The following is a 25,937-nucleotide window of genomic DNA, read 5'->3' on the forward strand; positions in this document are numbered from 1 at the left end:
CGGCAGCGTCGTGGGCGCGGTTCTCCGCCCACGACGCCGCCGAAGCCGCTTCGCGGACGGAGCCGCCGGCAAGCACGGCGACCTCGTCCGCGAGCGGCAGCAGCGCATCGAGGTCGTGCGTGGCTACGACCGCTCCGCGCCCCGCCGCCCTATGCGCGTCTAGCATCGCGCACAAGCGGCGGATACCGTCGGCGTCTAACCCCGCCGTCGGCTCGTCGAGCAGCAGCCATTCCGGCTCGCATGCCATCAGGCAGGCCATGGCAAGCCTCCGCTGCTGCCCTCCGCTTAACGTCCAAGGATCGCGCTCCAGCAGCTCCCTCGGCAGTCCCGCCTGCTCCATCGCTTTTTCTATTCGGCTTTCCTTCTCTTCCGCATGCAGTCCGTAAGGCTTCAAGGAATAATCGAATTCCTCCCGTACCGTCGATGCAAACCATTGCGATTCGGATTGCTGGAGAGCAATGCCCGTTCTCATCACAATCGCCTTATTCAACCGCTGCTTTTTTCCTCTGTTGTTCCAAAGCGATTCGTTGCCCTGATCGATTTGCCCGCCGGTTAAACGCCGCAAACCCGCCATTGTCTCCAGCAGCGTTGATTTGCCCGAGCCGTTGTGACCAACAAGCAAAGTAATCGCTCCTTTACGGAAGATCAGGTTGATTCCGTTTAACAGCAGCTTGTCCGGATTATGGGCCGCGGCAACCGATACCTGCTTCAGCTTCCAATCGTCCTTCATTCCGCAGTCACCGCCTTAGCAAGCATTTCGGGCGTCATAGGCAGCGGCTGCAGCTTTATCCCAAGCTTCTCCAGCTCCCAAGCCGTTTGAATAACGTAAGGAGCGGAAAAGCCCAGCTCCTCGCATGGACTGCCTTCCCCGGAATAACGCCGTTCAAACAGCCGTTCTGCTTTTCCGTCGAACCGGAGCTCTCCTTGCTCCAGCGCCAGGACGCGGTCGCCGGAAGCAAGCTCCTCCAGCTTTTGCGTAATCCAGATGACCGTTACCCCTCGGTTGTTCAGCTCTCTAACCTTTTCCATCACATAGATACAAGCTTCCGGGTCCAGCATCGCCGTTACTTCATCCAGAATCAGCATCGGCGTCTGCACGGCTAGGCAGCCCGCAATCGCCGTCAGCTGCTTCTGTCCGCCGGACAACGTTTCCACCGGTTGATGCATGCGGGCATGAAGACCGGTCTGACGCAGGGCATTCTCAGAAAGACCCGCTATCCTATTTCCTTCTACGCCATGCTGCTCCAGCATCATCACAACATCTTCCCAGGGAGTCGACCCCACCATGGAAGCATCCGGCTGCTGCAGCACCATAGGAATCTGACCCGTCATGAACCGCGATTGATCCTTCTCAACCCTGCCTTCCACCTGAAAAGCGCCAAAACCGGCGATAAGCCTCGCCAGCGTGCTTTTCCCGCTTCCGTTTCTGCCAATCAGGTTAATCCATTCCCCTGCAGCAATCGTTACCGTTACATTGCGCAACAGAAAAGGCTGGGCCTTCATTTGCTCCCCGTATGTAAGCGGCTTGACCGACACATTGGTCAGCTCAGCCAAATTTTTTTCCGAAAACATTCCTTCAACCTCTTCCCCAAATGAAAAAGCTGTGCTAAAATCCGATTTGTTAACCTTAATAAACTATAAACGGTTAACATTCAAAACGCAATCACTAAAGGAGTCGATCCGCCATGCGCAACAGCAGTAATATTCGAAGCACCGTATTTATCGCCTTATTCGCCGCTCTCTTTATCGTAATGAGCGCCATTCAGATCAAAGTGGGTTCCTATGTGCCCATTACCCTTCAGACGCTTGCAGTCACGCTTGCCGGCGCCATTCTGGGCCCTCGCAAAAGCTTTATTTCGCTTTGGATCGTCATAGCCCTTACGGCAACCGGCCTTCCTCTATTAAGCGGCAGAGGTGGCCTTGAGACTCTAACAGGAGCAACTGGCGGATTTATCTTTGCTTTCCCTTTCTGCGCTCTGCTGATCGGTTTTGCAACGCAAGCTCTCTTCCGCAGCGAAGCTCTTATGCGTAACCGCATAGTCGGATTTATCGCTTTATTTATCGTATTTGAGCTGTTTGGCTCTTTCCTTACTTACGTACCCGGCGTACCATGGCTTATGCATGTAACGGGTCTGAATTGGGGCAAAGCGATGACAGCTGGCTGTTATCCTTACTTGCCCGGTGACGCGATCAAATCCTTTGTTGCGGCCGTTATCGTGCTGTCTCTCAAACCATACATTCTAAGAATTCAATCGTCAATCCGTTCCGGGCATAACGAGAGCCAGCTTCATACAACGATATAATAAAATACTTAAATCAAAAGCGGCTGCGCCAGGTACAATCCTGCACAGCCGCTTTTGCATGATCACTATTTAACCCCGTTAAGGAATGAAAACCTGCCTTACCTTTCCTTTTCCGTTACCCGCTTCAATCTCCGCGTAGGCTCCGTTAACAAAAGTAATTTGTGGAGGAACATGGCCGCAATCTATGTCGTACACGATGGGCAGCTTTAGCTCCTCGTATAGCTCCGAGAACAAATCCTCCTCGGTGTATTGATCAACGGGAAGATGAACCGCGCTTCTGCCGAATAAAAGTCCGGCGCAGTTGTCGAACCAGCCTGCCAGCTTCATCTGGACTAACGATCTGCGCATATCCACCGTATTCAGTTCGCAATTCTCCAAATACCAGATAATTGGTTCGCCGTTAATATAACGGTTCTGGAAATCCTTCACTTGCCCGTAAGGAGTACCGATTAAATGCCGGATAACATCGATGCATCCCCCTAACAAGCGCCCGTTGATCTGAACAGTTTCGTCTTTGGCTATTAATTTCCAGCTGGTTGGTTCCGTCAAATGAAAAATACACGGGCTGGGATGATCATGATCCCATTCCTTCTGATAATACGGCGATGAATATTGCGTTATGGATTCTCCGGCTTTTAAGGAGAGCACCTCTTCCCACATTCCCGTCGTCTGGTCGGCATATTCACCCCGCTGGTCAATGAGATTGGCTCCATGAGCGGTAGCAAGCCCCGTTGTTAACGTTACGGCCAGCAGCAGCACGCTAATATCGGAATAACCCATGATCCATTTTGCAGGGAGCTGTTCCCATTGCAAATGCTCCAATATCTCAATCAATAACTCTCCGCCCCACGGCGGAAAAATCATGCCGATCGAATCATCCCGCATCATTCGGTTAAATTCGGCTGCCCTTGCGGGAGCCGGCGCCGACTTCGCTTTATGCTGCGTCCACACCGTATCCCCGTGTACCATCCGATAGCCTTTGTCCTCCATCCGACCGATGGCAAGCTTCAACATCGGGTGAAGCTCCGTTCCAATTCCCGATGATGGCGCAGTTATCCCGATTACGGCTCCTTTTTGAAGCTGCGGATATCGAATCATGCCACTTCCCCTTTCGATCTGCACTATGGATACGGAATACGACAGCCATTTAGGAAATTCCTCCATCCCGCGGAAAATAAAAAAGCAGACCAGGCTCTCGCCTGATCTGCCTATATTCTTAAAGAGACAAGCGATAAATCGCCACGACATCTTCCTTCGTCAGCTTGCGGAAGTTGCCGCGGGTACCGCTTCCGGTTGTTTTCTCCGCCATCTCTTCCAGCCTGCTGTCGTCGATCTCGTAATCCGCGAGGCGCGACGGAGCGCCAATCGAATTCCAGAACTCGCGCAGCTTCGCAATCCCTTCACGGGCTACTTCAAGATCGCCCTTGCCTTCGGCGTTAACGCCGAATACGTTTACCGCGAACTGCTTGAAGCGTCCAACGTTATCTTCCACCACATAGTTCATCCAGTTCGGGAACAAAATGGCGAGGCCGCCGCCGTGAGGAATATCGTACACCGCGGACACCGCATGCTCCATGTCATGGTTCGCCCAGTCTCCGATAACGCCCATCGACAACGTTCCGTTCAGCGCCATCGTACCGCAATACAGAATGGTCTCGCGCAGCTTCACGTTCGTCAAATCGTTCACAAGACCAGGAGCTGTCGCAATGACGGTGCGCAGAATCGTTTCGCAGAAGCCGTCTTGCACCGGAGTATTCGCATCATGATGGAAATATTGCTCCAATACGTGAGCCATCATATCCACCATGCCATATACCGTATGGTCTTTTGGCGCGCTAGCCGTAAATGCCGGATCAAGGATGGAGAACGTCGGATAAGCCAGTACGTTGCCCCAGCCATGCTTCTCAAGCGTATCTTGATTGGTAATAACCGAACCGGAGTTCATCTCGGAGCCCGTTGCCGCAAGCGTAAGCACGGTGCCAAGCGGAAGTGCTGCCTCCGGCTTCGCTTTGCGCGTTACGACATCCCAGAAGCTGCCCTCGTATTTCGCCGAAATAATAATGGCTTTCGCACAGTCAATCGTGCTGCCTCCGCCGACGGCCAGCACCCAGTCAATCGACTCGGAGCGGCATAGCTCGGCGCCGCGGTGCACGGTCGACAGACGAGGGTTAGGTTCAACGCCGCTTAATTCGGTAACCGTGCAACCCGCTTCATCCAGCTTAGCCAGTACCTGCTCGTATAGACCGTTTCGCTTAATGCTTCCTCCGCCGTAAACAAGCAGAACGCGTTTGCCCAGCTTTGCCGCTTCGGCGGGTAGCTGCTTCAATTGTCCTTCACCAAAGTGAAGGCGGGTCGGATTATAGTATGTAAATGGATTCATGTCGTATTTCTCCTCTTCTAATTGGTTTGTAGGCACAAATGTTCCGACAATTCATTTTGGCACAATCCCGTCTATATTATGAGCGTCTCCGCCAAAAACAATAGGGAAAAATAAAGAGAAGCGTTCTGATTCAGACCGCCTCTCTCTTTATTCTAGTCGCATTCAGCCGGCGCTTCTACCGTAGCGTCCTCGACATTGATTTTCTCGGATACCGTATCGCGCACGATCGAAATAACAAGCTGCAGCAAATAGTTGATGTCCGATTGGCTTTGCTGGAACTCCGATACGATCGGAATGCCGTCCAGCTCGTCCTGAAGAGTCTCCATTTCGCCTTCGATCTTCTTCACCATTTGCTCGTTTTTGAACGTTGTTTCGAATGCAACGACTTCTTTTTGCTTCTTCTTAATAAGGGCGATCAGCGATTGAACGCGATCATTGCCTTGAATCTGCTTCTCGGCACGCCGGTACTGCTGGACTTCCTCGGATGTAAAGATGAGATCCGCCAGTTCCTTCGCCTTGTGCATAATATCTTCACGGACCAGGAAATCGCGGGTATTGAATTTCGGAACATTGCAACCATGTTCATGGTCATGGTCATGATGGTGGTGCGAATTAACTGCAGTCTGTTGTTCGGACATCTATCATCTCTCCCACTAATTTGAGTCGCTTCTAGGATACGTTGCTGGCGGAGTTCGCCAAGGGTTCTGCTTTAATATACCATGTTTTTGCTTCCGTTACACGAACATGTATAAATTGTCCGATCCATTCTATTGGACCTTCCAGGTGCACCAGCTTATTCGTGCGCGTCCGGCCGGCCAGAATATTCGGATTGTTCTTGCTCTCGCCTTCCACGAGCACTTCGACAATCTCGCCTTCCATCCGCTCATTGCTTCTGCGGCCAAGCTCGGCCATCAGCTCATTCAGCCGCTTCAGGCGATTCTTCTTCACTTCCATCGGCACGTTATCTTCCATACCTGCAGCCGGCGTGCCTTCGCGCGGCGAATAGATGAAGGTATAGGCAAAATCAAAGCCAACCTGGCGGACCAAGGTCATCGTATCCTCGAACTGTTCGTCCGTCTCGCCCGGGAACCCTACGATAATGTCCGTTGAGAGAGACACATTCGGAATCGCCCGTTTAATTTTCGCTGCAAGCTCAAAAATTTGCTCCCTGGAATATTTCCGGCTCATCCGCTTCAGCACTTCCGTGCTGCCCGATTGAATCGGCAGATGAATATGCTCAACCAGATTGCCGCCTTGCGCCAGCACCTCGATCAGATGATCGTCGAAATCCCGAGGATGGCTTGTCGTGAAGCGGATACGCGGAATATCGATCTTTGAAATGTCATGCATCAAATCGCCAAAGCGATAAGTGACGTCTTCAAAATCCTTCCCGTAGGCGTTAACATTTTGACCTAGCAAAGTAATCTCTTTGAAGCCCTGGCGTGCCAGCTCGCGCACTTCCGCAATGACATCCTCCGGCCTTCGGCTTCTCTCTTTGCCGCGCGTGTAAGGTACGATGCAGTACGTACAGAACTTGTCGCAGCCGTACATAATGTTCACCCACGCACGCATGCCGTCCCGTTTCTTCGGCATATTCTCGATAATGTCGCCTTCCTTGGACCATACCTCAACAACCATTTCTTTGCTGAAATACGCGTTTTGCAGCAGATGCGGCAGACGGTGAATGTTATGCGTGCCGAAGATCATATCCACAAAAGCATGCTTCTGAAGAATTTTGCCCACCACCGACTCTTCCTGCGACATGCAGCCGCATACGCCCAGCAGAAGGTCCGGCTTTTGCAGCTTCAAGGTTTTGAGATGCCCAAGCTCACCGAACACCTTATCCTCGGCATTCTCGCGGATCGCGCAAGTATTCAGAAGAATGACGTCCGCCTGCATGCGGTCTTCGGTTCCGGTATAACCCATCTCTTCGAACATGCCCTTCATCACTTCCGTGTCATGTTCGTTCATTTGGCAGCCGTACGTTTGTATCAAGTAGAATTTCCCTTTGCCGATGCTTTGCAGCTCCTCCGGAATCGAGAAATCGTAATGTACCTCTATATCTTCTTTTCCGCGTTTCTTTTCGTCTTTATAGTTCGGAGTGGAGTTAATTTGTACGTTCCTGCCCTTAATGCGGTAGGTCGTTACCCCGTCTTCCTCGCTTAGCACTTTAGCATCCGAGAAGTCAAAGTATTTGGAATAGTCTTTAACCTTGTCGGATTGAGCTGCCGTGTTCCCCTTTGACATGGTTGTTCACACTTCCCTCTACATGAAATATTGCGGATTTCCTTTTTATTCAAACATATCTTTGCCCATTAAAAAATTATAGCACAACTATAGCAAGGATATCCATTTCATGCAGGCAACGTATGGTGAACGGCTGTCGCCGTCCTCAGGCGGGGGCGCGTTTCAGTCCTTAGAATTCAAAAAAAGGCCGACAACGGTACGGGACCGCTTGCCAGCCTTTTATATCCGCCTATGACAGGCTCCTATTCGATGATTTCAGCCGTATCGCCGTTTTTGATGCCAGCTGCATTCGCTTCATCCGTATCGATATGCATATCCAGCGCGAAATCCGGAGATACGCGGGCAATAACCTGCTCAAATACAACTCCGCGCTCGCCTTGGAAGCGGACCTTCAGGTGCTGCTTATCTGCAATTCCCCATTTTTCCGCATCGCTTGTATGGAAATGAATGTGGCGCGCCGCCACGATAACGCCTTCTCCGATAGTAACTTCGCCGGCTGGACCTTTGAGCGTGATGCCTGCGGATCCTTGGATATTGCCGGATTCTCTGACAGGCGGATTAATGCCCAGGGCAAAAGCATCCGTGCGCGATACTTCCAGCTGGGTAGCTTTGCGTACGGGACCCAAAATTCTTACTTTCGGAAAAGAGCCCTTTGGACCGATCACCGCAACCGTCTCGTTTGCCGCGTATTGCCCCGGCTGGGACAATGGTTTTGCTTCCGTAAGTTCGCTGCCTTCTCCGAATAATATAGCGACATGCTCCGCAGAGAGGTGAATATGTCTTGCCGATACGCCTACGGGCACCATTTTTTGTTCCATATGTTTCTACTCCTTTGTATCTATGTATGGTAAAAAAAAAAGACATACGGCAGTTGATAAAAATGCCGTATGCCCATCATACACTTATTTAAATTCGGCTACAAGTTTATTGAACTGTTCTTCCGACAGGGAAAGTTCCTGCTTCGCAAGCGCGTCAGCGCCAAAACCGCTGATCATGTCCTCGTACGATTTGCGCTGCGTGTTCTGATAGATCAGACCCGTCAGCATGCCCTCGGTTTCCATGATCTTGTTCATCGCCATAATGCGGTTCGAAGGATCGTAATCCGGGAACTGCTCCAGGTTCACGATGTTTTGTTTGAACCAGTCGTAGGTGTTGATTTTGTTAAACGTCACGCATGGGCTGAACACGTTGATCAGAGAGAAGCCCTCATGCTTGATGCCCGCTTCGATCAGAGCCGTCAGCTGCTTCAAATCGCTCGAGAACGATTGGGCAACAAACGTAGCGCCGGCCGACATCGCAATCTCAAGCGGCGACAGCGTTGACTCGATCGATCCTTCAGGCGTCGACTTCGTTTTGAATCCTTCCGCGCTGCGGGGCGATGTCTGGCCTTTAGTCAGACCATAGATCTGGTTATCCATTACGATATACGTAATATTCAGGTTGCGGCGAATGGCATGAACGGTATGGCCCATCCCGATCGCGAACCCGTCTCCGTCGCCGCCCGATGCGATAACGGTCAGCTCGCGGTTGGCAAGCTTAACGCCTTGCGCGATAGGCAATGCGCGACCGTGAATCCCGTGAAGGCCGTAAGCATTGATATAACCGGAAATACGGCCGGAACAGCCGATACCCGAAATCACCGCAAGCTCTTCCGGCTCAAGGCCCACGTTTGCCGCAGCGCGCTGAATAGCGGCTTGGATGGAGAAGTCTCCGCAGCCCGGGCACCAGTTCGGCTTCACATTATTTCGAAACTCTTTAAATGTTGCCATGATTAGTCCAACTCCTTGCACGCTTTATAAACTTCGGATGGCAGGAACGGATTACCGTCATATTTCAGCAGGCTGCGGATCTTCTCCGCGAAGCCTGCATGCATCTTAATTTGGCCGGCGAGCTGCGCGGTTGCGTTATTCTCGATTACAACCACCTTCTTCGCTTGCTGCAGGTGAGGAATCAGCTGCTCCGTCGGGAACGGATGAATTTGACGGATCGTAATATGATTCGACGTAATTCCGTCTTTAGCGAGCCATTCGCGGGCTTGATCGATCGTTCCGCCCGTAGAACCCATGCCGATAATCAGAAGATCCGGCGTTTCGTTAGCCGCATCGATGCGAAGACCGTCGCGAATTTGCAAGCCGTTCAGCTTGTTGAGTCGTTTATCCATCATATTCTGGCGGTTAACCGCGCTCTCGGAAGGACGGCCCGTTTCGTCATGCTCCACTCCGGTAACGTGGTGAATACCGTGCTTAGCGCCAGGCAGTACGCGCGGCGATACGCCGTCTTCCGTCAATTCGTAACGCTTGAACAGCTGCTGGGCTTCCAGTTCCGGCGCTTCCTCAATAAGCTTGCCGCGATTGATTTGAATCGATTGGAAATCAAACGGCTCGCAGGATTGCTTGCCAAGCGACAGCTGAAGGTCGGTCATCACGATAACCGGCACTTGATATTGCTCCGAAAGGTTGAAGGCTTCAATCATATCATAGAAGCAGTCTTCGATAGACGCGGGAGCGATAACGATCTTCGGGATCTCTCCGTGCGTACCGTATACCATTGCGTTAAGGTCGGATTGCTCCTGCTTGGTGGGCAGACCCGTCGATGGGCCGCCGCGCTGCGTATCCACGATAACAAGCGGAGTTTCCGTCATGCCGGCAAGACCGATAGCCTCCATCATCAAGGACAGACCGGGACCCGCGGAAGCCGTCATTGTGCGCACGCCCGCATAGTTGGCGCCAATCGCCATCGTTACCGCCGCGATTTCGTCCTCCGTCTGAACGACGGTACCGCCAAGCGCCGGCAGCTTCTTAATGAGGTATTCCATGATTTCGGATGCCGGCGTGATTGGATAAGCGGACATCAGACGGCAGCCTGCAGCCAGAGAGCCGAGGCCAATCGCTTCGTTGCCGATCATAAACAGCTTCTGACGGCCGTCCGCTTCATCCAGCTTGAACTCGTTAAGCGGTCCGCCCGCTTGCTCCAACACGAACTCGGCGCCGCGTTTTACCGCCTCGATATTTTTCTCGACGACAGCCGCGCCTTTGCGTCCGAACTCTTCTTCTACCGCTTTATTAAATACCTCAAGAGGCAAACCGAGCAAAGCCCAGGATGCGCCTGAAGCAACCATGTTCTTCATCAGGGAAGTACCAAGCTCTTCCGCCATCGCCGTAATCGGAACAGCGAACAGTCGCGCGTCTATACCTTCCGGTACAACGGGATTAAACTTCGCATCTGCCACGATAACACCGCCGCTGCGAAGCTCTTTTGCATTCAAATCTATGCTTTCTTGGTCGAACGCCACGAGGATGTCCAGATCATCGGAGATCGCCCGGATCGGGTATGTGCTGATTCGAATTTTATTATTTGTATGTCCGCCTTTGATTCGAGACGAGAAATGACGATATCCGTAAAGATAATACCCAAGCCGGTTAAGCGCCGTGGAAAAAATACGGTCCGTACTTTCGACGCCTTCCCCTTGTTGCCCTCCGATCTTCCAAGACAATTGACTAATCAAAACGCCCATCTCCTCTTTTTGATGGCTTAAGCCGCGTACATTACTAAGGGCAATATCCAACAATAATTTATATAATGAATGAACAGTCAAACCAAGTGTAAAGGTGCGGTTTGAAAAATGCAAGATGTAAACGTTTAATGAATGATAATCATTTTCGATTGTTTATATACCGTATTCAGATCTGTTGCGAGTCGCTTGCTATTCCGGCAGATTTTCGTTCAAAAATGAAAGCGCATTACCCGACAGAAACCGCTTGGTCTGCTCCACCGTGTAGTTTTTGAGCAGCGCTTCGCGCAGCCTGTACACTTCTCCGGGATGGGTCAGTCCGTTCACATATTTGTCGATTCCGTCAAAGTCGGAGCCAAGCATGATATGATGCTCCCCGCCTAGTCCGCCGACATGATCGACGTGCCGTAACACATGGTCAACCGATACCTGCTCCCCTTCCGCCACAAACCATGGCACGTAGGTTATGCCGATGAGTCCCTGCAGCGCGATAATAGCCTTTATCTGGTCATCCGTCAGATTGCGGGGATGATTGAGAATCGCTTTCGCATTGGAATGGGAGGCAATAATTGTTCTCTCGGCCAAATCCGCGACATCCCAGAATGCTCGTTCCGACAGGTGGGATACATCCACCAGTATGCCCAGTTTGTCGCATTCGGCGACAAACGCCTTCCCCTTGGCTGTCAGACCGCCTCCACGCGGCTCCATAACGCCGTCTGCGGCCCAGTTCGCATGGTTCCAAGTCAATCCTGCCGCACGAACGCCAAGGCGGTGCAGGAGCCTTAGAATCGGTATGCTGCCCTGAAGACCGTCAACGCCTTCCAGCGAGAGCAAAGCGCCTATTTTGCCGGAAGCGAGGCTTGCTGTCAGATCGGATTGATTGCGGATCAGCATCATATCCGGACAAGTCAGGACCTTCTGGTAGAAATGGTCGATGCACTCTAATATAGGCTCGATAGAGCCGTTCAGCTTCTCCGGTATGTACACCGCAAAGGTTTGAAGGACGGCACCCGATTCCTTTAACCGTTCATATGTTACGTCCAGCATACCCGGTTCACTTTTTTGAAAAGTCAGATGGGGATGCACAAGCAGTTTGCTCAATACATCGCAATGAAAATCCGCAACGCCAAAGGACACCTTCGATCACCTCTCCGCTTACTCCGCCAGCTTCAACAAAGCAAAAAACCTGTCTACTTCGTAAACAGGTTTCAATACCCGGTAAAATCCAGCCTTGCTTGGTTAGATGTTACCTAGGTTCAACAATCAGTTTTATCGCTGTTCGGTCTTCTCCATCAATAACAATGTCAGTAAATGCCGGTACACAAATCAAATCCACCCCGCTCGGAGCTACGAATCCGCGAGCAATCGCTACTGCCTTGATCGCTTGATTGAGTGCACCCGCCCCGATGGCTTGCAATTCAGCGGCGCCGCGTTCACGCAAAACTCCGGCCAGCGCACCTGCAACGGAATTTGGATTGGACTTTGCTGAAACTTTTAATACTTCCATGAAAAAGGACCTCCTCGGGAATGATGGATGGATTCCACTATTTAGATAGTATTCGAGAGAGGTTAAAAAATTCCTGCTACGCCCGCAATAACTTTCATATCAATTCTGAATTGGCTAAACTTTTAGAATATTCATATAACTACTGCATGAGCAGCCAGTCGTCTTCGGTAAGGCGAATTTTCTGGATTTTGGTCGCTTGCCCCGTTGCGTCGTCAATCTGAACCGACACCGCATGCAAATGCCAATCCCCTTCATCCACCACAAAGCGTGTTGGCAGCTGAGTCAAGAATTTGTGCAGTACAGCGTTGCGTTCCATGCCCAGAACGCCATCGCGAGGCCCTGTCATGCCTACATCCGTTAAATAAGCGGTGCCGCCCGGCAGAATCCGGTCATCGTTCGTTTGCACATGCGTATGCGTTCCCACAACGATTGACGCCTGACCGGCCAAATGCCAGCCCATTGCAATTTTCTCGGAGGTCGCTTCCGCATGGAAATCCACCAGTATGTTTTTCGTTTTCTCTTTTGCCAGCGCAACCAGCTCTTCTGCTTTCCGGAACGGGCAGTCAATCGGAGGCAGGAATGTCCGGCCTTGCAAATTAATAATCGCCAGTTGCTTGCCATTGGCTTTAATAAGCGCGTGTCCTTGGCCTGGAGTGCCTTCCGGGAAGTTGGCCGGACGCACAATGCGCGGCTCATCGTCAATCCATTCAAAGATATCTTTATTGTCCCAAGTATGATTGCCCATCGTAATGCCGTGAACGCCCCATTCGAAAAACTCGCGCGCAATCGCAGCCGTAATGCCGCGGCCAGCTGCGGCGTTCTCGCCGTTCACGATAATAATATGCGGGTTGTATTTGCTTCTGAGTGCCGGAAGCACCTGCTTTAGTGCTTTGCGTCCAACGCTTCCTACGATATCTCCAATAAATAATACGTTCACTCTGCCACTCCTTTAGTATGCAAAAAAGTGGCTGACAAGCAGCCACTTTTCGTTCTTGCTATTTGCTTGCGATCTACTTCGCGTATTCAACTGCACGGGTCTCACGAATAACCGTAACTTTAATATGTCCCGGATAATCGAGTTCACTCTCGATTTTCTTCGTAATATCGCGTGCAAGCCGGAATGCTTCCGTATCGTCAATCTTCTCAGGTTGAACCATAACACGGACTTCGCGTCCCGCTTGAATGGCGAAAGACTTCTCTACGCCGTCGAACGACTCCGAGATATCTTCCAGCTTCTCCAGGCGTTTGATGTACGTTTCAAGCGTCTCGCGCCGTGCGCCTGGACGTGCGGCAGACAAGGCGTCTGCTGCTCCCACCAGCATTGCGATAACGGAAGTCGCTTCAACATCGCCATGGTGGGAAGCGATACTGTTGATGACAACAGGATGCTCCTTGTACTTCTTCGCCAGCTCTACGCCGATCTCAACGTGCGAGCCCTCAACCTCGTGGTCAAGCGCCTTGCCGATATCGTGCAGAAGACCTGCGCGCTTAGCAAGCGTGATATCCTCGCCAAGCTCTGCAGCCATAAGGCCGGTCAAATAAGCAACCTCCATCGAGTGCTTCAGTACGTTCTGACCGTAGCTTGTCCGGTACTTGAGACGTCCCAGAATTTTAATCAAATCAGGGTGCAAACCATGAACCCCAACTTCGAAAGTAGCTTGCTCGCCGTATTCGCGAATCCGCTCGTCCACTTCCTTACGGGACTTCTCGACCATCTCTTCAATGCGTGCCGGATGTATACGACCATCTGCAACAAGCTTCTCAAGTGAAGTCCGAGCAATTTCGCGTCTAATCGGGTCAAAGCCAGACAGAATGACCGCTTCCGGTGTATCGTCGATAATCAAATCGATACCAGTCAATGTTTCGAGTGCACGGATATTACGGCCCTCACGTCCAATAATACGGCCTTTCATTTCTTCGTTAGGCAGGGTAACGACCGATACAGTCGTCTCTGCTACGTGATCCGCCGCACATCGTTGAATAGCGAGTGAAATAATGTCCCGCGCCTTTCGATCGGCTTCTTCTTTCGCTTGCTGCTCGATCTCTTTGATCATCTGTGCTGTTTCGTGACGCACTTCCTGCTCCACATTCGACAAAATAATCGATTTCGCATCCTCCATGGTCAAGCTGGAGATGCGCTCCAATTCACTAAGCTGCTGCTTGTAAATGGATTCAATTTGTTCTTGTGTTTCATCGATCCGTTTCTCTTTGTTGGCCACTAATTCTTCTTTGCGTTCAAGCGCTTCTATCTTTTTATCCAGCGACTCCTCTTTCTGGAGCAAGCGTCTTTCTTGACGCAAGGACTCGTTACGCCGCTCACGGATGTCTTTTTCAGCCTCCGTACGGAGTTTGTGGATTTCATCTTTTGCTTCGAGCACCGTTTCTTTCTTCTGGGCTTCTGCTTCCTTCTTCGCATTCTCTACGATTTGAACAGCAGCTTGCTCAGCGCTGGAAATCTTGGCCTCGGCAATCGACTTACGAATAAAATAACCAATCCCAAAGAAAATAACGCCAACAACGAGACAGATCAACACCGTCCAAATAGGGTCCATCTTGTTCACCTCCTCGTTGCATTCACCAAGGCAAGCTTGGGATGATATTAGGTTTTTAGCCGGTTTCCATACCGATTGATTCTCTAACTTATTGACGAAAATAATCGTTTCAAATCAACTTTTGGAAGGAAAATTGATTTGATATAAAAGGAATACAATTTTATTTTATCTTTTGGCAAAATCAATTGTCAAGCAAAAGCCCTTCATCCTCATCCGCCTGCTCGATTTCCGCTTCATCTATAGCCGCTTTTGCCGCTTGTTTAACGACATCCGAAGGAAAGCCCCTACGCATTAAAAAGGCCATCAGCTTCTGCCGTTTCTCTCTGTTCTCTCCTTTGAGAGAGCGCCATTTCTTCTTCGCCGCATGCACGGCGGATGCGAGTTCGTCTTCCTTATCGATGGAATCAAGCGCGTCGGAAGCCGCCTGCTTCGATACTCCGCGCTGGTGCAGCTCCTGCTTGATCCAGCGGCGACCCTTCTGACTGTAACGGATACGCTGCAGCGCAAAATGCCGCGCATACTCTCCATCATCAACAATATGTTCCGATTCTAAACGTTCAAGCGCGTAAGCAATTGGTTCGGGTTCAAATTCCTTGCGGAGCAAATATTGTTCGATCTGTTTGCGGGTTCTTGCTTTTACGCCAAGATAGGTGACAGCAAGCGAATAAGCCCGGTATCTTTCGTCCTCTTCGGCAATCTCGGCAATAGCTTCCCTTGTAAGCTCCTTCCCTTTAAACAGCGTATATTTTATAAGAAGATCCTCGTGGACGGATAACAACGGCTCTTCCACGCCGTTTGAATACACATGGTATCGTTTACGATCCTTGCTGTCCTGCTCGACCGCAGAAATCTCGATTAACATCCTGGTTACACCCCGTTCATTGCAAAGAAGCAGCGCCGCCCTCGAAAGGACGGCGCTGCTTCTTCCTTAATTATTCCTATTAATCGTCAAGTTCCGACTCATCAAAGTCATCGTCATCATCCTGCGAGAAGTTCGCAGGCTGCGCGGAAGCGGACAAATTGCTTTGCTCGCGGATTTGTCTCTCGATTACAGCAGCCACTTCCGGATGATCCTTCAGGAACTGCTTGGCATTCTCGCGGCCTTGGCCAAGACGGTCGCCATTGTAGGAGAACCAAGCTCCGCTCTTCTGAACGATATCCATCTCTACGCCAATATCTACAAGGCTGCCTTCTCTCGAAATGCCTTCGCCGTACATGATATCAATCTCCGCTTGCTTGAACGGAGGAGCTACTTTGTTCTTCACGACTTTAATCCGCGTACGGTTACCAACCATATCGTTGCCTTGCTTGATTGTCTCAATCCGGCGTACTTCCAGACGCACGCTGGAATAGAACTTCAGTGCACGGCCGCCAGGCGTAGTTTCCGGGTTACCGAACATAACGCCGACTTTCTCGCGCAACTGGTTAATAAAGATGGCGATTGTCTTCGACTTGCTGATCGCGCCACCCAATTTACGCAGAGCCTGCGACATCAGACGTGCTTGCAGACCGACATGGGAATCCCCCATATCGCCTTCAATCTCTGCTTTCGGTACAAGTGCTGCTACCGAGTCGATAACGATAATGTCGACCGCGCCGCTTCGTACAAGCGCTTCTGCGATCTCAAGCGCCTGTTCGCCCGTATCCGGCTGCGACAACAGCAGTTCGTCGATATTTACGCCCAGCTTGCTCGCGTACAATGGATCAAGCGCATGCTCCGCATCGATAAATGCAGCTTGTCCGCCGATTCGTTGTACTTCCGCAATAGCGTGAAGCGCAACGGTTGTTTTACCGGAAGATTCCGGTCCGTAGCATTCGATAATACGGCCTCTTGGCATACCGCCGATTCCAAGAGCAATATCTAAAGCAATTGAACCGCTTGGTACGGTTTCAACTTGCATATGTGTGGATTCCCCTAATTTCATGATGGAGCCTTTACCAAATTGCTTCTCAATTTGACGTAAAGCCATCTCCAAAGCAGCACGACGATCCGACAAGCTACTCACATCCTTCGTTATTTATAATTGTATGATACCTTGTTTCCGCTCAAATGCCAAGCTTTTTTTCGAACATACATTCGTCTTTTTATTTCCACGTCCTTTCCAGACGCATGGCGAAACGGCTTTTGCCCTGTTGGGCAACTATGCGCGATTCGTTATGCTTCTAAAAATAGACATAAAAAAACCGCAGCAAAGTAATCTTCGCCACGGTTCTTCCGCATGAGACCAATTATAGCGGAAATGGTACAAACAGGCAAGTATTATTCGGGCTAATCCGACAATTTATTGTTCGCGCAGTCTCAGCCACAATTGATATATGGCCGCCTTTACCGCACGGATGCGGATGATGGCGCGGGTACCGGAGAAATGACCGGTGAATACGGCTGTCGGCTTGCCCCTCTCGGCAACCGCGTAATAGACCAAGCCAACGGGCTTGCCTTCCGCTTGAGCCGGGCCGGCTACCCCCGTGAGCGACACGCCAAAATCGGAATCTCCGATCTGTCTGACGCGTTCGGCCATCATTGCTGCCGTGGATTCGCTGATCGCTCCCGGCGCCCCGTCTCCTTCAAGCTGCGCCATCGGGATGCCAAGCAGCTTATGCTTCATCTCGTTCGTATAAGTAACAACGCCGCCGGAATATTCCCCGCTGCTGCCGGGAATGCCGGTAATAAGCTCGGCAAGCAAGCCTCCGCTGATGCTTTCGGCTGTCGAAAGCTTTCTTCTCGATGTCCGAAGCAGCTGCACGACCTGCTCTTCCAGCGTAATCTCGTCCTGCGCGAATAAGTACTCGCCCACCCGCTGCTTGATCGCATCGACGGTTTGATCCAGCTTGACTATCGCATCGGATTCGTTCGCCGCTTTCGTAGATACCCGAATGGCAACCTCGCCTTCCTTCGCATACGGCGCGATAGTAGGGTCCGATTGGGCTTCGATCAGATCAATCAGCTTTGCTTCCAGCGTCGATTCCCCGATCCCTGCAAACATAAGCAGTCTCGAATAAAGCGGTTCTTCTGCCCCCAGAATAGACCGGAGCCAATCCGACGCCGGCCCTTCCATCATCGGCTTCATCTCGCGAGGAGGCCCGGGTAGGAGCAAATAATGAGTCCCGTCTTCGGACAGGCCGTTGCCGACGGCAAGCCCGGCTTCATTATCAATCGGGGTGCTACCGTCAATCATCAGCGCCTGTCTGCGGTTGCTCTCTACCATGTGGATGCCGCGAGAGGCGAACATTTGCTCGATTTTATCCATGGAAGGCTGATGAAGGGAAAGGCCGCGGTTCAGATAGGCCGCAAGAACGTCCTTCGTCAGATCATCCTGCGTAGGACCAAGCCCGCCGGTAAACACAAGCAGGTCGGCACGCTGGCGGGCAATCTCGATCGCTTGGCGAATCCGATTCGGATTATCGCCGACGACTGTCTGGAAGTAAACGTCGATGCCAAGCGATGCGAGTTTTCTGGACAAGAATTGCGCGTTCGTATTGACGATTTGACCGAGTAAAAGCTCGGTGCCCACTGCGATAATTTCAGCTTTCATGCGATTTCCCCCTTCGAATCCTGCAGCATTAGGAAGCAAAAGCATCTCTCCACGAATGGAAAGATGCTTTATTGTTGCTTATATGATCCTGATTATTGCACAGGTATCAAATGTTTGTTCTTGAAGAAATAGTCGAATCCGGAATATACCGTAATAATAACGGCAATCCAGCTTACGATATCGTCAAACGGAAAATCGATAAACGTAAACGGGAAGTTGTTAAGCAGAAGCGAAATGATCATCGTAATTTGTACGGCTGTTTTCCATTTGCCCCATTTGCTCGCCGCCATTACGCTACCTTCCAGCAAGGCAATCTGACGCAGACCCGTAACCGCGAATTCGCGGCTGATAATAATGATGGCCATCCATGCCGCCAGCTTATCCATTTGGACGAGCGAGATCAGTACAGCCGCCACAAGCAGCTTGTCCGCCAGTGGATCAAGAAGCTTGCCGAGGTTGGTTACGATCTTGTTCTTCCTGGCGATATAACCATCGAGACCGTCGGTGCTTGCCGCTATGATAAAGATTATAGCCGCTATAATCTGATTGTATGTAATGGAGTAATCATCGCCGAAAGCAAGAGGCTTGATATCGATATTGACGAGCAGAAATACCATAATGATCGGCACTAAAATAATTCTGGCCAGCGTAATCCTATTTGCCAGGTTCATTCGTTCACACCCCCGGACCGTCTAGCCGTGTTCCTGCATTGATGCATGATTGCTTGTACTTTCATATGTATGTCCCCCGGATCGTTTCCAAAACTATCTAACCAAGTATAATACATGCCATTTCCTATGTCAAAATATCGAACGTCATAGAGCGAAAGCCCTTCTTGCCCGAATTGACGAGGCAGCGAAGGGCCGGAAAAGGCTTATTAACGGTAATTCGTGAACTGCAGTTCGACGGTCAAATCCGCTGCGCGGAGAAGAGCCATAACCGCCTGCAAATCATCGCGGCTTTTACCGGTTACGCGGATTTGGTCGCCTTGAATCTGGCTTTTCACCTTAATCTTCGAATCCCGGATCAGAATATTAATTTTTTTGGAATTATCTTGGTCGATCCCCGATTTCAGCTTAATACGCTGACGGACGGTGCTCGCCGAGGCCGATTCCACCTTGCCGTATTCCAGGTTTTTAATCGGTACGCCGCGCTTGACCATCTTCGATTTCAAAATATCAAGAACGCTTTCCAGCTTGAAGTCATCATCGGAAACGACAACGAGCTCTTCTTTCTCCAGCTTAATGCTGCTTTTGCTTCCCTTGAAGTCGAAGCGTGTTTCAATCTCCCGCTCCGCTTGCTGAATCGCATTGTTCAACTCTTGCATATCCATCTTCGAAACGATATCAAATGAACTTTCAGAACTCATTGTTTGACAACTCTCCCTTTGTATCTAATTCAATCCTTACTGACTCTTCGTACCTACTGTGTCCCAGGCGTGGATGAATTGTCCGGACTTTGAGTCGATGTCCCTTCGGTTCCTCCGGCACCCTGCACGGGATTCAGCTGAATTTTCTTAGAGCCTGCACGGTCTCCGTCGTTAATTTGCACGCCGTCGACTGTAATGGTACTCAGGTCGGCACGCCCGACATTAATGTATAGCGGTTGATCCAGGTCGTACGTAAAGGCTGAGCCGTCGGGAGCCGTCTCCGAAATAATCGCTTTGCCGGAAGAACTGCCCGAGCGCACTTCCGTCCAGCTTGGCCCGCCGGAGATCTTGATTTCCACTTTATGCACCACGCCAGCAGGCGAGACATCATAGTGATCAACCTTGCCTACCTTGGACGAGAACGTCACGGTAGTCGGCGATTGGCTTGGAGTTGGCGTAGGCGTTGCCGTAGGCGTCGTTGTTCCGCCGGCGTTCGACGAATCTGGCGATTGGCTTGGCGGAGCCGGCGAAGCCTGATCCGTAATATTCGTATTGTCGATTTCCTTTGGATTATCGGCTTTCTGATTAACGAAATAAACCCAGACTACAACAACGATGAGGATCAGGAACGACCACATCATGATGTTGAAGCCAAGCTTGCTTATCCGTTCCGAAGAACGGGTTCTAACACGCTTTGGCTGTCTCGCCGGTACTGCTTCTACAACCTGATCCGTAACGGAAGCAGGAATCTCATGCTGATACAGCCGAAGAACTTCATCCGAATCCAGTCCAACGGCATCACAGTAGTTTTTCACGAATGCGCGTAAATAGAACGTTCCCGGCAAAACGCTATGGTCACCGCTCTCGATTGCTTCTAAGTAGCGCTTCCGTATTTTGGTTATTTCCTGAACATCATCAAGCGTTAATCCGCGCTCTTCCCTTGCTTTACGCAGCAACGCTCCTAAATCCGACATGGTGTCTACTCCTCTCTGCTAGAATTCATTATCCGAATAATTGGCCGTAAACGATTCGTATGTAATCTCTTCGTCCGGTGTATTACGCAGCTCGATAATCATATCAAAATGGCTGTAATCGTATTGCGACTCCTTGATAAAGATATCCGGATGCTCAATGACCTTCGTCGAAGGCATGGCCATAATTTCCTGCAGCAGCGAATAGTGCTTTTCGTTGGAACGGATTGTGCTTACGATACCGTCAATGATAAAGATGTTGTTATCATTCATTTCATCCTCGGACAGCTGGCTGCGAACGGTTTGTCTCAGCAACGTCGACGAAACAAAGGTCCAACGCTTGTTCGAGCATACGCTCCCCGCAATAATGGACTCCGTCTTGCCGACACGCGGCATGCCACGCAAACCAATAACCTGATTGCCGTCCCGTTTAAACACTTCCCCGAGAAAATCGACCAAAATGCCCAGCTCGTCTCTTGTAAAACGGAAGGTTTTGCGGTCATCCGAGTCACGTTCGATATAACGTCCGTGACGGACGGCCAATATGTCAACGATCGTAGGCGTACGAAGCTTGTTTACCGTAATGTTGTCAACCTTCTGGAGCATTTTGCCCAGCAGAACGATTTTTTCTTCGTCATCCGTCTGAAGCAGCATGCCGCGCGTACGGTCCTCTACGCCATTAATCGTCATAATGTTCACTTCAAGCATACCGAGCAGCGATGCAATATCGCCAAGTAGACCCGGTCGGTTCTTATGTATTTTGTATTCCATGTAGTATTGCTGCTTTGATCCCATTTCACACCGTCCCTTGTTGTCACCAATCCCATTTGATTGACTCGCTTATAAAAATTTATTCTACAATTTTCGTCACATTCCTGCAACCTATTCGCAGACATTGCAGAAAAGCCTCCAAATTGGGAGGCTTTTCTGCAGATGCGAGCAATTAAGTTTGTTCGACCAGCTTGACCATAAGACCGGCTACCGTTTTACGCTCATGCTCGTCGCCCGCATCCCATAGCTGCTTCAGTACACGCTGTTGCTCATTTTTAGGATCAACCTTCTCATCGAGAAAGGAACCAATCTCGTAAGCCAAATTATGAATGGTTTCCTCAGACATCCCGTTGCTTTTAGCTTGTGCTACGCGGTCCGACAAAAATTCTTTCCAATTGTCGAAACTTGAAAGAACGTTAGACATTTTATTTCGCCTCCTGGATAAGTACATTTTAAGAAGAGTGTAGCACTCAACAAATGTTATTCTGCGTAGAGACGAAACAAATTATACGAAATCAAGGGTGTTAAGTATGCCAGCCGCCGTTCGGACTGATAATTTGCCCGGTTATATACGATGATTCCGGCAAGGACAAGAAATACACCAGCGAAGCGACTTCATCAGGTTGTCCAAAACGGCCCAGCGGAATTTCCTGCTCAAGAGCCGCCTTCTCTTCATCGTTAAAACCGCTCATCATCTTTGTATCGACAGCTCCGGGCGCTACCGCGTTAACGGTAACTCCGGAAGGAGCAAGTTCCTTGGCAAGCGCCTTCGTGAAGGCATTCATGCCTCCTTTGGTCGTGGAGTACAGCACTTCGCAGGAAGCGCCAGACATCCCCCAAATGGACGACACGTTAATAATCCGGCCGAACCGGTTCGAGATCATATTCGGCATAAAAAGCTGACTGGACAAAAACATGCCCTTCAGATTGACGGCCATTACATCATCCCATTCCTGCTCCGTCACATCGATCAGCATGCCGTAATGGGAGATTCCCCCGTTATTGACGAGGATATCGGGCAGCATGCCATGAGCCTCCAGCTTCTCTTTCATCCTCGTGAGCTGTTCCTTCGAACGAAGGTCGGCCGAGATGGTCATGACATTGGCGCCCAGGCGCATGCAAGCTCTGGCTGTTTCGTTAGCCGCTTCATGCGATTCCCTGTAATGAATGACGATGTTAAGTCCCTCCGCGGCAAAGCGCTGCGCGATAGCAGCGCCGATGCCGCGGCTTCCCCCGGTTATTAACACCGTCATTTGTTTAAAAGGCTTCATTAAACCGGCTGTCCGTCCGGCTTCTCGACAATGGAAATCGCTAACTGCTGGAAGTCGAAATGCTCGCGGATCCGTTCATTCACTTGATCCAGCGTGCAATTCTCGTACAGGGACAAGAGATCAAACATGTCGCTGTCGCGGAACCGGTAACGAGTAAATTCGCCGGCAATCGCTTCAGGGGAGTTCAGCATCCGCAAATATCCGCCGATTTTCTTCCGCTTCGACCGTTCGAAGGCGGCAGGTTCAATGCCCGTGCGCAGCGCTTCTTCAACGGCCGTGCGGATTCGGCTAAGCAGTTCATCCGGATTTGGCGAGTCGCCGCCAATAACCGAAAAAGCATAATCCGTGCTTACGTTAAATTCCGTTCCGAAGGAATCGGAGATTAAATTTTGCTCATACAAATCCTGATACAAAGCCGAGCTAGCGCCAAACAAAGCGTCAAGCATCAGCTTGGAAGTCACTTCGTGGCTTAGCAGCGCCTCGCCCTTAAGCCCTATTTTCTTCTCCTTGAAGCCAAACATGACTTTCGGAAGAGATACCGGAAGCTTCGTTACTTTCCTCGGCACCTTAACGCTTTCCGGCTCATTCTCGAAGAAACGTTTGATTTCCCCCTGCGGTTTGAACGTCTTGCGGGCTTGATTGCTGCGGACAAGCTCGAACACTTCCTCCGCCTTCACCCCGCCCACCACAAACAGCAGCATATTGGACGGATGGTAAAACGTTTCATAACAGCGGTACAGCGTTTCCTTATCGATCTGATAGATCGACTCCACGGTACCGGCAATATCGATGTGAATCGGATGCGTGTGATACATGGCGTCTATCAGGCCGAAATATACTCGCCAATCCGGATTGTCTTTATACATATTGATCTCTTGAGCGATGATGCCTTTTTCCTTATCCACGTTCTGATCGGTGAAATAAGGATGCTGGACAAAATCGATCAAGGTTTCGAGATTGGCCGGGATCTGCTCCGTTGCCGAGAACAAATACACCGTACGGTCGAAGCTTGTGAACGCGTTCGCCGATGCCCCTTGCGAAGCAAAGGTCGCGAAGATGTCGCCGGTTGGCTCTTCGAACATTTTATGCTCCAGAAAATGGGCAATCCCGTCCGGCACGCGTACCGGCTCCTGATCGCCTACGGCAAACTTGTTATCGACGGAGCCGTACTTGGTCGCAAAGGTAGCGTAAGTCTTCTGGAAGCCTTCCTTCGGCAAGACGATCACTTCGAGGCCGTTATCCAGCACTTCGCGGTATAGCGTTTCCTGAACGCCTTTATAGTCGAGTGTCTCCATTGCCGTCATGCCTCCTTCTGGTCGCGCAAGAAGTAAATCGTATCAAGCTGCGCCAATGCCGCAACCCGCACGATGTCCTCTGCCGTTACCGCTTCAATCTGGTCAAGCAGCTGCTGTGCCGTTCGTTCTTTGCCCGATAGCACGGCATTAAAGTCATAAGCGATCATCTCGTAAGCGGAATCCTGCAGCTCCCGCAAATGATTCGCTATCATCGCTTTTGTCTGATTCATCTCGAGGTCGGAGAGATTGCCTTGACGCATGCTCTCCAGCTGCTCCTTGATAATGGTGACGGCCTTCTCATAGTTAGCAATCTCGATGCCCGATTGAATCGTGAGCAAGCCTTTATGTCCATCCAATCTGGATGCAGCGTAATAAGCAAGGCTTTCTTTTTCCCGGACGTTCAAAAACAGCTTGGAATGCGGATAACCGCCCAGAATGCCGTTATACATTAAGGAAGCGGCGTAGTCTTCGTCGCCATAGCCGACATTCGTGCGCAGTCCCATATTCAGCTTGCCCTGGTTGACGTCCATGCGTTCCACAACGGTTTTGACGTTGCGGACTTCATGGGCAATAGAAGGAGTTGAATAGCTTGCAGGACTGCCATCCTCAATGCGGAAAGCTTCTTTTGCAAGCGCGGCAACCTCCTCCATTGTTGTATCGCCAACGACGTATAAATCAAATGCGGCTTCGCTTAGCCACGTTTTGTATTGACTATATAAAGATTCCGGCGTAATGGAGCCGATTTCCTCCAGCTTGCCGAGCGGATGAAGACGGTAAGGCTCACCGGCACACATCTCTTCCATGCAGCGCTCAGCCGCATATCGGATTTTATCGTTCACAATGGATTCCAGCCGTTTCGTCAACGTCTGCTTCTCCGCATCTACATACTTGCGGCGGAACACGCCGTCTTCCGTTACCGGCTCCGTTACTACTTCGCCAAGGAATCGCAAGGACGAACTTAATAACGGCACATCGGACGATACGAAATGATCGTTGATAACGTCCATGCGGAATTGAACGATTTGAGAATCGCCTCTTTTATATACATCAAAGCCGAATCCGGCGCCGTACAAATCATCCAGCCTTTCGCGGAAAGCCTTGGTCTCGGGCGTGGATACCGTGCCTCGACGCAATACAAACGGGGCTAGCGCGGTTTTGGTTACAGCGTTTTCAGATAATGGCAGTCCTGCGAACAGCGATATCGCAAACGTCTTGAAACGTTTTGTTGGCATTACATGCAGCCTGATCCGGCCTATTTGCCCTCTTTCGAATAATGTCACTTCCGTTTGCTCCTTCCGAGTAAAATGGAATATAGTAATGTATTCCATTTTCTTGCTTCCTATACCATTCTAACCGATACGAAATGGAAGAAGCAACCTGCCTGCCCAAGGCAGAAAGGCTGCTTCTGATAATCGTTACATACAGAATATATGCTTGCCGATGGTCTTGACTTGAGGTCTGGACCAGATCCATTTGGACGTTGCCGTCTCAGGATTAAAATAGTACGTGCAGCCGCCTGTCGGATCCCATCCGTTGATGGCGTCCTGCACGGCTTTGCGTGCCGTTTCGTTTGGCGTAAGCCAGATCTGACCGTCCGCAACGGCTGTAAACGCGAGAGGCTGGAAAATGACTCCCGAGATCGTGTTCGGGAAGCTTGGCGACTTCAAACGATTCAGGATAACCGCAGCTACCGCTACCTGACCTTCGTACGGTTCACCGCGTGATTCCCCGTATACCGCATTCGCCATAATCTTCAAGTCGCTTTCCGAAAGCCCGAGATTATTGGATTTCGATGGCGTGCTGCCACCCGACGATCCGGAATTCGAACCGCTGTTATTGCTATTGTCGGAGCCGCCGCCCGCATTGCCTGTATCGGCTGCTGATGGTTGCCAATTCTTCGTAGCTTCCCATAGCTTGAGCTTCGTTTTTGCCCCGACTACGCCATCGGATTTCATTCCGAACTTCCATTGGAACCAGGTCACCGCATTTTTGGTTTTGGTACCGAAGCTTCCGTCGATTGCGCCATTGTAATAGCCCAAATATTTAAGCCTACCCTGCAGCTCGTATACATCCGAACCGGAGGAACCTACCGTTAAAGTAGCATTGCTGAACGTTGCTTTCGCATCATCCTGCGTATATCGCTGGAAGGAATGCATTCCGAACAATACCGACACAATGATGATAGTCACGACAAGTAATCGATTTTTCATGTAGGATTCTGCCTTTC

General features: G+C 50.7%; 26 protein-coding genes. 1 reads left to right on the forward strand and 25 read right to left on the reverse strand.

Annotated features, from left to right (window positions below; genetic code table 11):
• On the reverse strand, positions 1-730 hold a 730-nt coding region (locus PGL01S_RS16865; RefSeq protein WP_164775498.1), incomplete at its 3' end, for an energy-coupling factor ABC transporter ATP-binding protein.
• Positions 727-1,572, reverse strand: coding sequence for an ATP-binding cassette domain-containing protein (locus PGL01S_RS16870; protein ID WP_127495755.1), 846 nt, complete (start codon positions 1,570-1,572; stop codon positions 727-729). The genes PGL01S_RS16870 and PGL01S_RS16865, both read right to left, overlap by 4 nt.
• Before the next feature lie 113 nt (positions 1,573-1,685).
• On the opposite strand from PGL01S_RS16870, the gene PGL01S_RS16875 reads away from it, so the two are divergent.
• Positions 1,686-2,303: a biotin transporter BioY gene (locus PGL01S_RS16875; RefSeq protein ID WP_127495756.1), complete on the forward strand. Its 618-nt coding sequence runs from the start codon at positions 1,686-1,688 to the stop codon at positions 2,301-2,303.
• Positions 2,304-2,381: 78 nt separating this feature from the next.
• Here the strand turns inward: PGL01S_RS16875 and PGL01S_RS16880 are convergent, their stop codons facing one another.
• The 23 genes from PGL01S_RS16880 to sleB form a co-directional block, all read right to left on the reverse strand.
• The gene (locus tag PGL01S_RS16880; RefSeq protein WP_127495757.1) at positions 2,382-3,401 is read right to left on the reverse strand and encodes a S66 family peptidase; all 1,020 of its coding nucleotides are present in this window, start codon (positions 3,399-3,401) and stop codon (positions 2,382-2,384) included.
• A 118-nt stretch (positions 3,402-3,519) separates the two neighbouring features.
• Positions 3,520-4,683: an iron-containing alcohol dehydrogenase gene (locus PGL01S_RS16885; RefSeq protein ID WP_127495758.1), complete on the reverse strand. Its 1,164-nt coding sequence runs from the start codon at positions 4,681-4,683 to the stop codon at positions 3,520-3,522.
• 152 nt (positions 4,684-4,835) lie between these two features.
• Positions 4,836-5,321: a YlbF/YmcA family competence regulator gene (locus PGL01S_RS16890; RefSeq protein WP_127495759.1), complete on the reverse strand. Its 486-nt coding sequence runs from the start codon at positions 5,319-5,321 to the stop codon at positions 4,836-4,838.
• A 31-nt stretch (positions 5,322-5,352) separates the two neighbouring features.
• Complete coding sequence (gene miaB / locus PGL01S_RS16895) at positions 5,353-6,930, reverse strand: tRNA (N6-isopentenyl adenosine(37)-C2)-methylthiotransferase MiaB (protein WP_127495760.1); 1,578 nt, start codon at positions 6,928-6,930, stop codon at positions 5,353-5,355.
• Between the two features lie 242 nt (positions 6,931-7,172).
• Positions 7,173-7,748, reverse strand: coding sequence for a phosphate propanoyltransferase (pduL, locus tag PGL01S_RS16900; RefSeq protein WP_127495761.1), 576 nt, complete (start codon positions 7,746-7,748; stop codon positions 7,173-7,175).
• Between the two features lie 84 nt (positions 7,749-7,832).
• Positions 7,833-8,699 carry a 2-oxoacid:ferredoxin oxidoreductase subunit beta gene (locus PGL01S_RS16905; RefSeq protein WP_015844950.1) on the reverse strand — a complete coding sequence of 289 codons (867 nt, stop codon included), beginning with the start codon at positions 8,697-8,699 and terminating at the stop codon, positions 7,833-7,835.
• A 2-nt stretch (positions 8,700-8,701) separates the two neighbouring features.
• Positions 8,702-10,435: a 2-oxoacid:acceptor oxidoreductase subunit alpha gene (locus tag PGL01S_RS16910; protein ID WP_127495762.1), complete on the reverse strand. Its 1,734-nt coding sequence runs from the start codon at positions 10,433-10,435 to the stop codon at positions 8,702-8,704.
• Between the two features lie 198 nt (positions 10,436-10,633).
• Complete coding sequence (locus tag PGL01S_RS16915; protein ID WP_127495763.1) at positions 10,634-11,578, reverse strand: dipeptidase; 945 nt, start codon at positions 11,576-11,578, stop codon at positions 10,634-10,636.
• Between the two features lie 109 nt (positions 11,579-11,687).
• Positions 11,688-11,948, reverse strand: a complete 261-nt coding sequence (locus PGL01S_RS16920) for a stage V sporulation protein S (RefSeq protein ID WP_005550495.1) — start codon at positions 11,946-11,948, stop codon at positions 11,688-11,690.
• A 139-nt stretch (positions 11,949-12,087) separates the two neighbouring features.
• Positions 12,088-12,885, reverse strand: coding sequence for a TIGR00282 family metallophosphoesterase (locus PGL01S_RS16925; protein WP_127495764.1), 798 nt, complete (start codon positions 12,883-12,885; stop codon positions 12,088-12,090).
• A gap of 73 nt (positions 12,886-12,958) precedes the next feature.
• A complete protein-coding gene (gene rny / locus PGL01S_RS16930) occupies positions 12,959-14,500 on the reverse strand; it encodes a ribonuclease Y (RefSeq protein ID WP_015844954.1) in 1,542 nt (513 codons plus the stop codon).
• Between the two features lie 181 nt (positions 14,501-14,681).
• A complete protein-coding gene (locus PGL01S_RS16935; RefSeq protein WP_127495765.1) occupies positions 14,682-15,362 on the reverse strand; it encodes a regulatory protein RecX in 681 nt (226 codons plus the stop codon).
• Between the two features lie 79 nt (positions 15,363-15,441).
• On the reverse strand, positions 15,442-16,497 hold the full coding sequence (recA, locus tag PGL01S_RS16940) for a recombinase RecA (protein WP_127495766.1): 1,056 nt from the start codon (positions 16,495-16,497) through the stop codon (positions 15,442-15,444).
• Positions 16,498-16,782: 285 nt separating this feature from the next.
• Positions 16,783-18,033, reverse strand: coding sequence for a competence/damage-inducible protein A (locus PGL01S_RS16945; RefSeq protein ID WP_127495767.1), 1,251 nt, complete (start codon positions 18,031-18,033; stop codon positions 16,783-16,785).
• A 92-nt stretch (positions 18,034-18,125) separates the two neighbouring features.
• Positions 18,126-18,704: a CDP-diacylglycerol--glycerol-3-phosphate 3-phosphatidyltransferase gene (gene pgsA / locus PGL01S_RS16950; protein WP_127495768.1), complete on the reverse strand. Its 579-nt coding sequence runs from the start codon at positions 18,702-18,704 to the stop codon at positions 18,126-18,128.
• A 206-nt stretch (positions 18,705-18,910) separates the two neighbouring features.
• Entirely contained in the window at positions 18,911-19,402 is a 492-nt protein-coding gene (locus tag PGL01S_RS16955; RefSeq protein ID WP_127495769.1) for a YajQ family cyclic di-GMP-binding protein, read from the reverse strand.
• A gap of 53 nt (positions 19,403-19,455) precedes the next feature.
• The gene (locus tag PGL01S_RS16960; RefSeq protein ID WP_127495770.1) at positions 19,456-20,376 is read right to left on the reverse strand and encodes a helix-turn-helix domain-containing protein; all 921 of its coding nucleotides are present in this window, start codon (positions 20,374-20,376) and stop codon (positions 19,456-19,458) included.
• Between the two features lie 18 nt (positions 20,377-20,394).
• Positions 20,395-21,168, reverse strand: a complete 774-nt coding sequence (locus PGL01S_RS16965; protein WP_127495771.1) for a DUF3388 domain-containing protein — start codon at positions 21,166-21,168, stop codon at positions 20,395-20,397.
• Positions 21,169-21,316: 148 nt separating this feature from the next.
• On the reverse strand, positions 21,317-21,568 hold the full coding sequence (locus PGL01S_RS16970) for a DUF3243 domain-containing protein (RefSeq protein WP_127495772.1): 252 nt from the start codon (positions 21,566-21,568) through the stop codon (positions 21,317-21,319).
• Positions 21,569-21,668: 100 nt separating this feature from the next.
• Positions 21,669-22,397, reverse strand: a complete 729-nt coding sequence (gene ymfI, locus PGL01S_RS16975; protein WP_236013169.1) for an elongation factor P 5-aminopentanone reductase — start codon at positions 22,395-22,397, stop codon at positions 21,669-21,671.
• Between the two features lie 17 nt (positions 22,398-22,414).
• On the reverse strand, positions 22,415-23,710 hold the full coding sequence (gene yfmH / locus PGL01S_RS16980; RefSeq protein WP_127495774.1) for an EF-P 5-aminopentanol modification-associated protein YfmH: 1,296 nt from the start codon (positions 23,708-23,710) through the stop codon (positions 22,415-22,417).
• 5 nt (positions 23,711-23,715) lie between these two features.
• On the reverse strand, positions 23,716-25,038 hold the full coding sequence (gene yfmF, locus PGL01S_RS16985) for an EF-P 5-aminopentanol modification-associated protein YfmF (RefSeq protein WP_127495775.1): 1,323 nt from the start codon (positions 25,036-25,038) through the stop codon (positions 23,716-23,718).
• An 87-nt stretch (positions 25,039-25,125) separates the two neighbouring features.
• Positions 25,126-25,920: a spore cortex-lytic enzyme gene (sleB, locus tag PGL01S_RS16990; RefSeq protein ID WP_127495776.1), complete on the reverse strand. Its 795-nt coding sequence runs from the start codon at positions 25,918-25,920 to the stop codon at positions 25,126-25,128.
• Between the last annotated feature and the right edge of the window lie 17 nt (positions 25,921-25,937).

The organism is Paenibacillus glycanilyticus NBRC 16618, assembly GCF_004000805.1.
Classification (GTDB): domain Bacteria; phylum Bacillota; class Bacilli; order Paenibacillales; family Paenibacillaceae; genus Pristimantibacillus; species Pristimantibacillus glycanilyticus.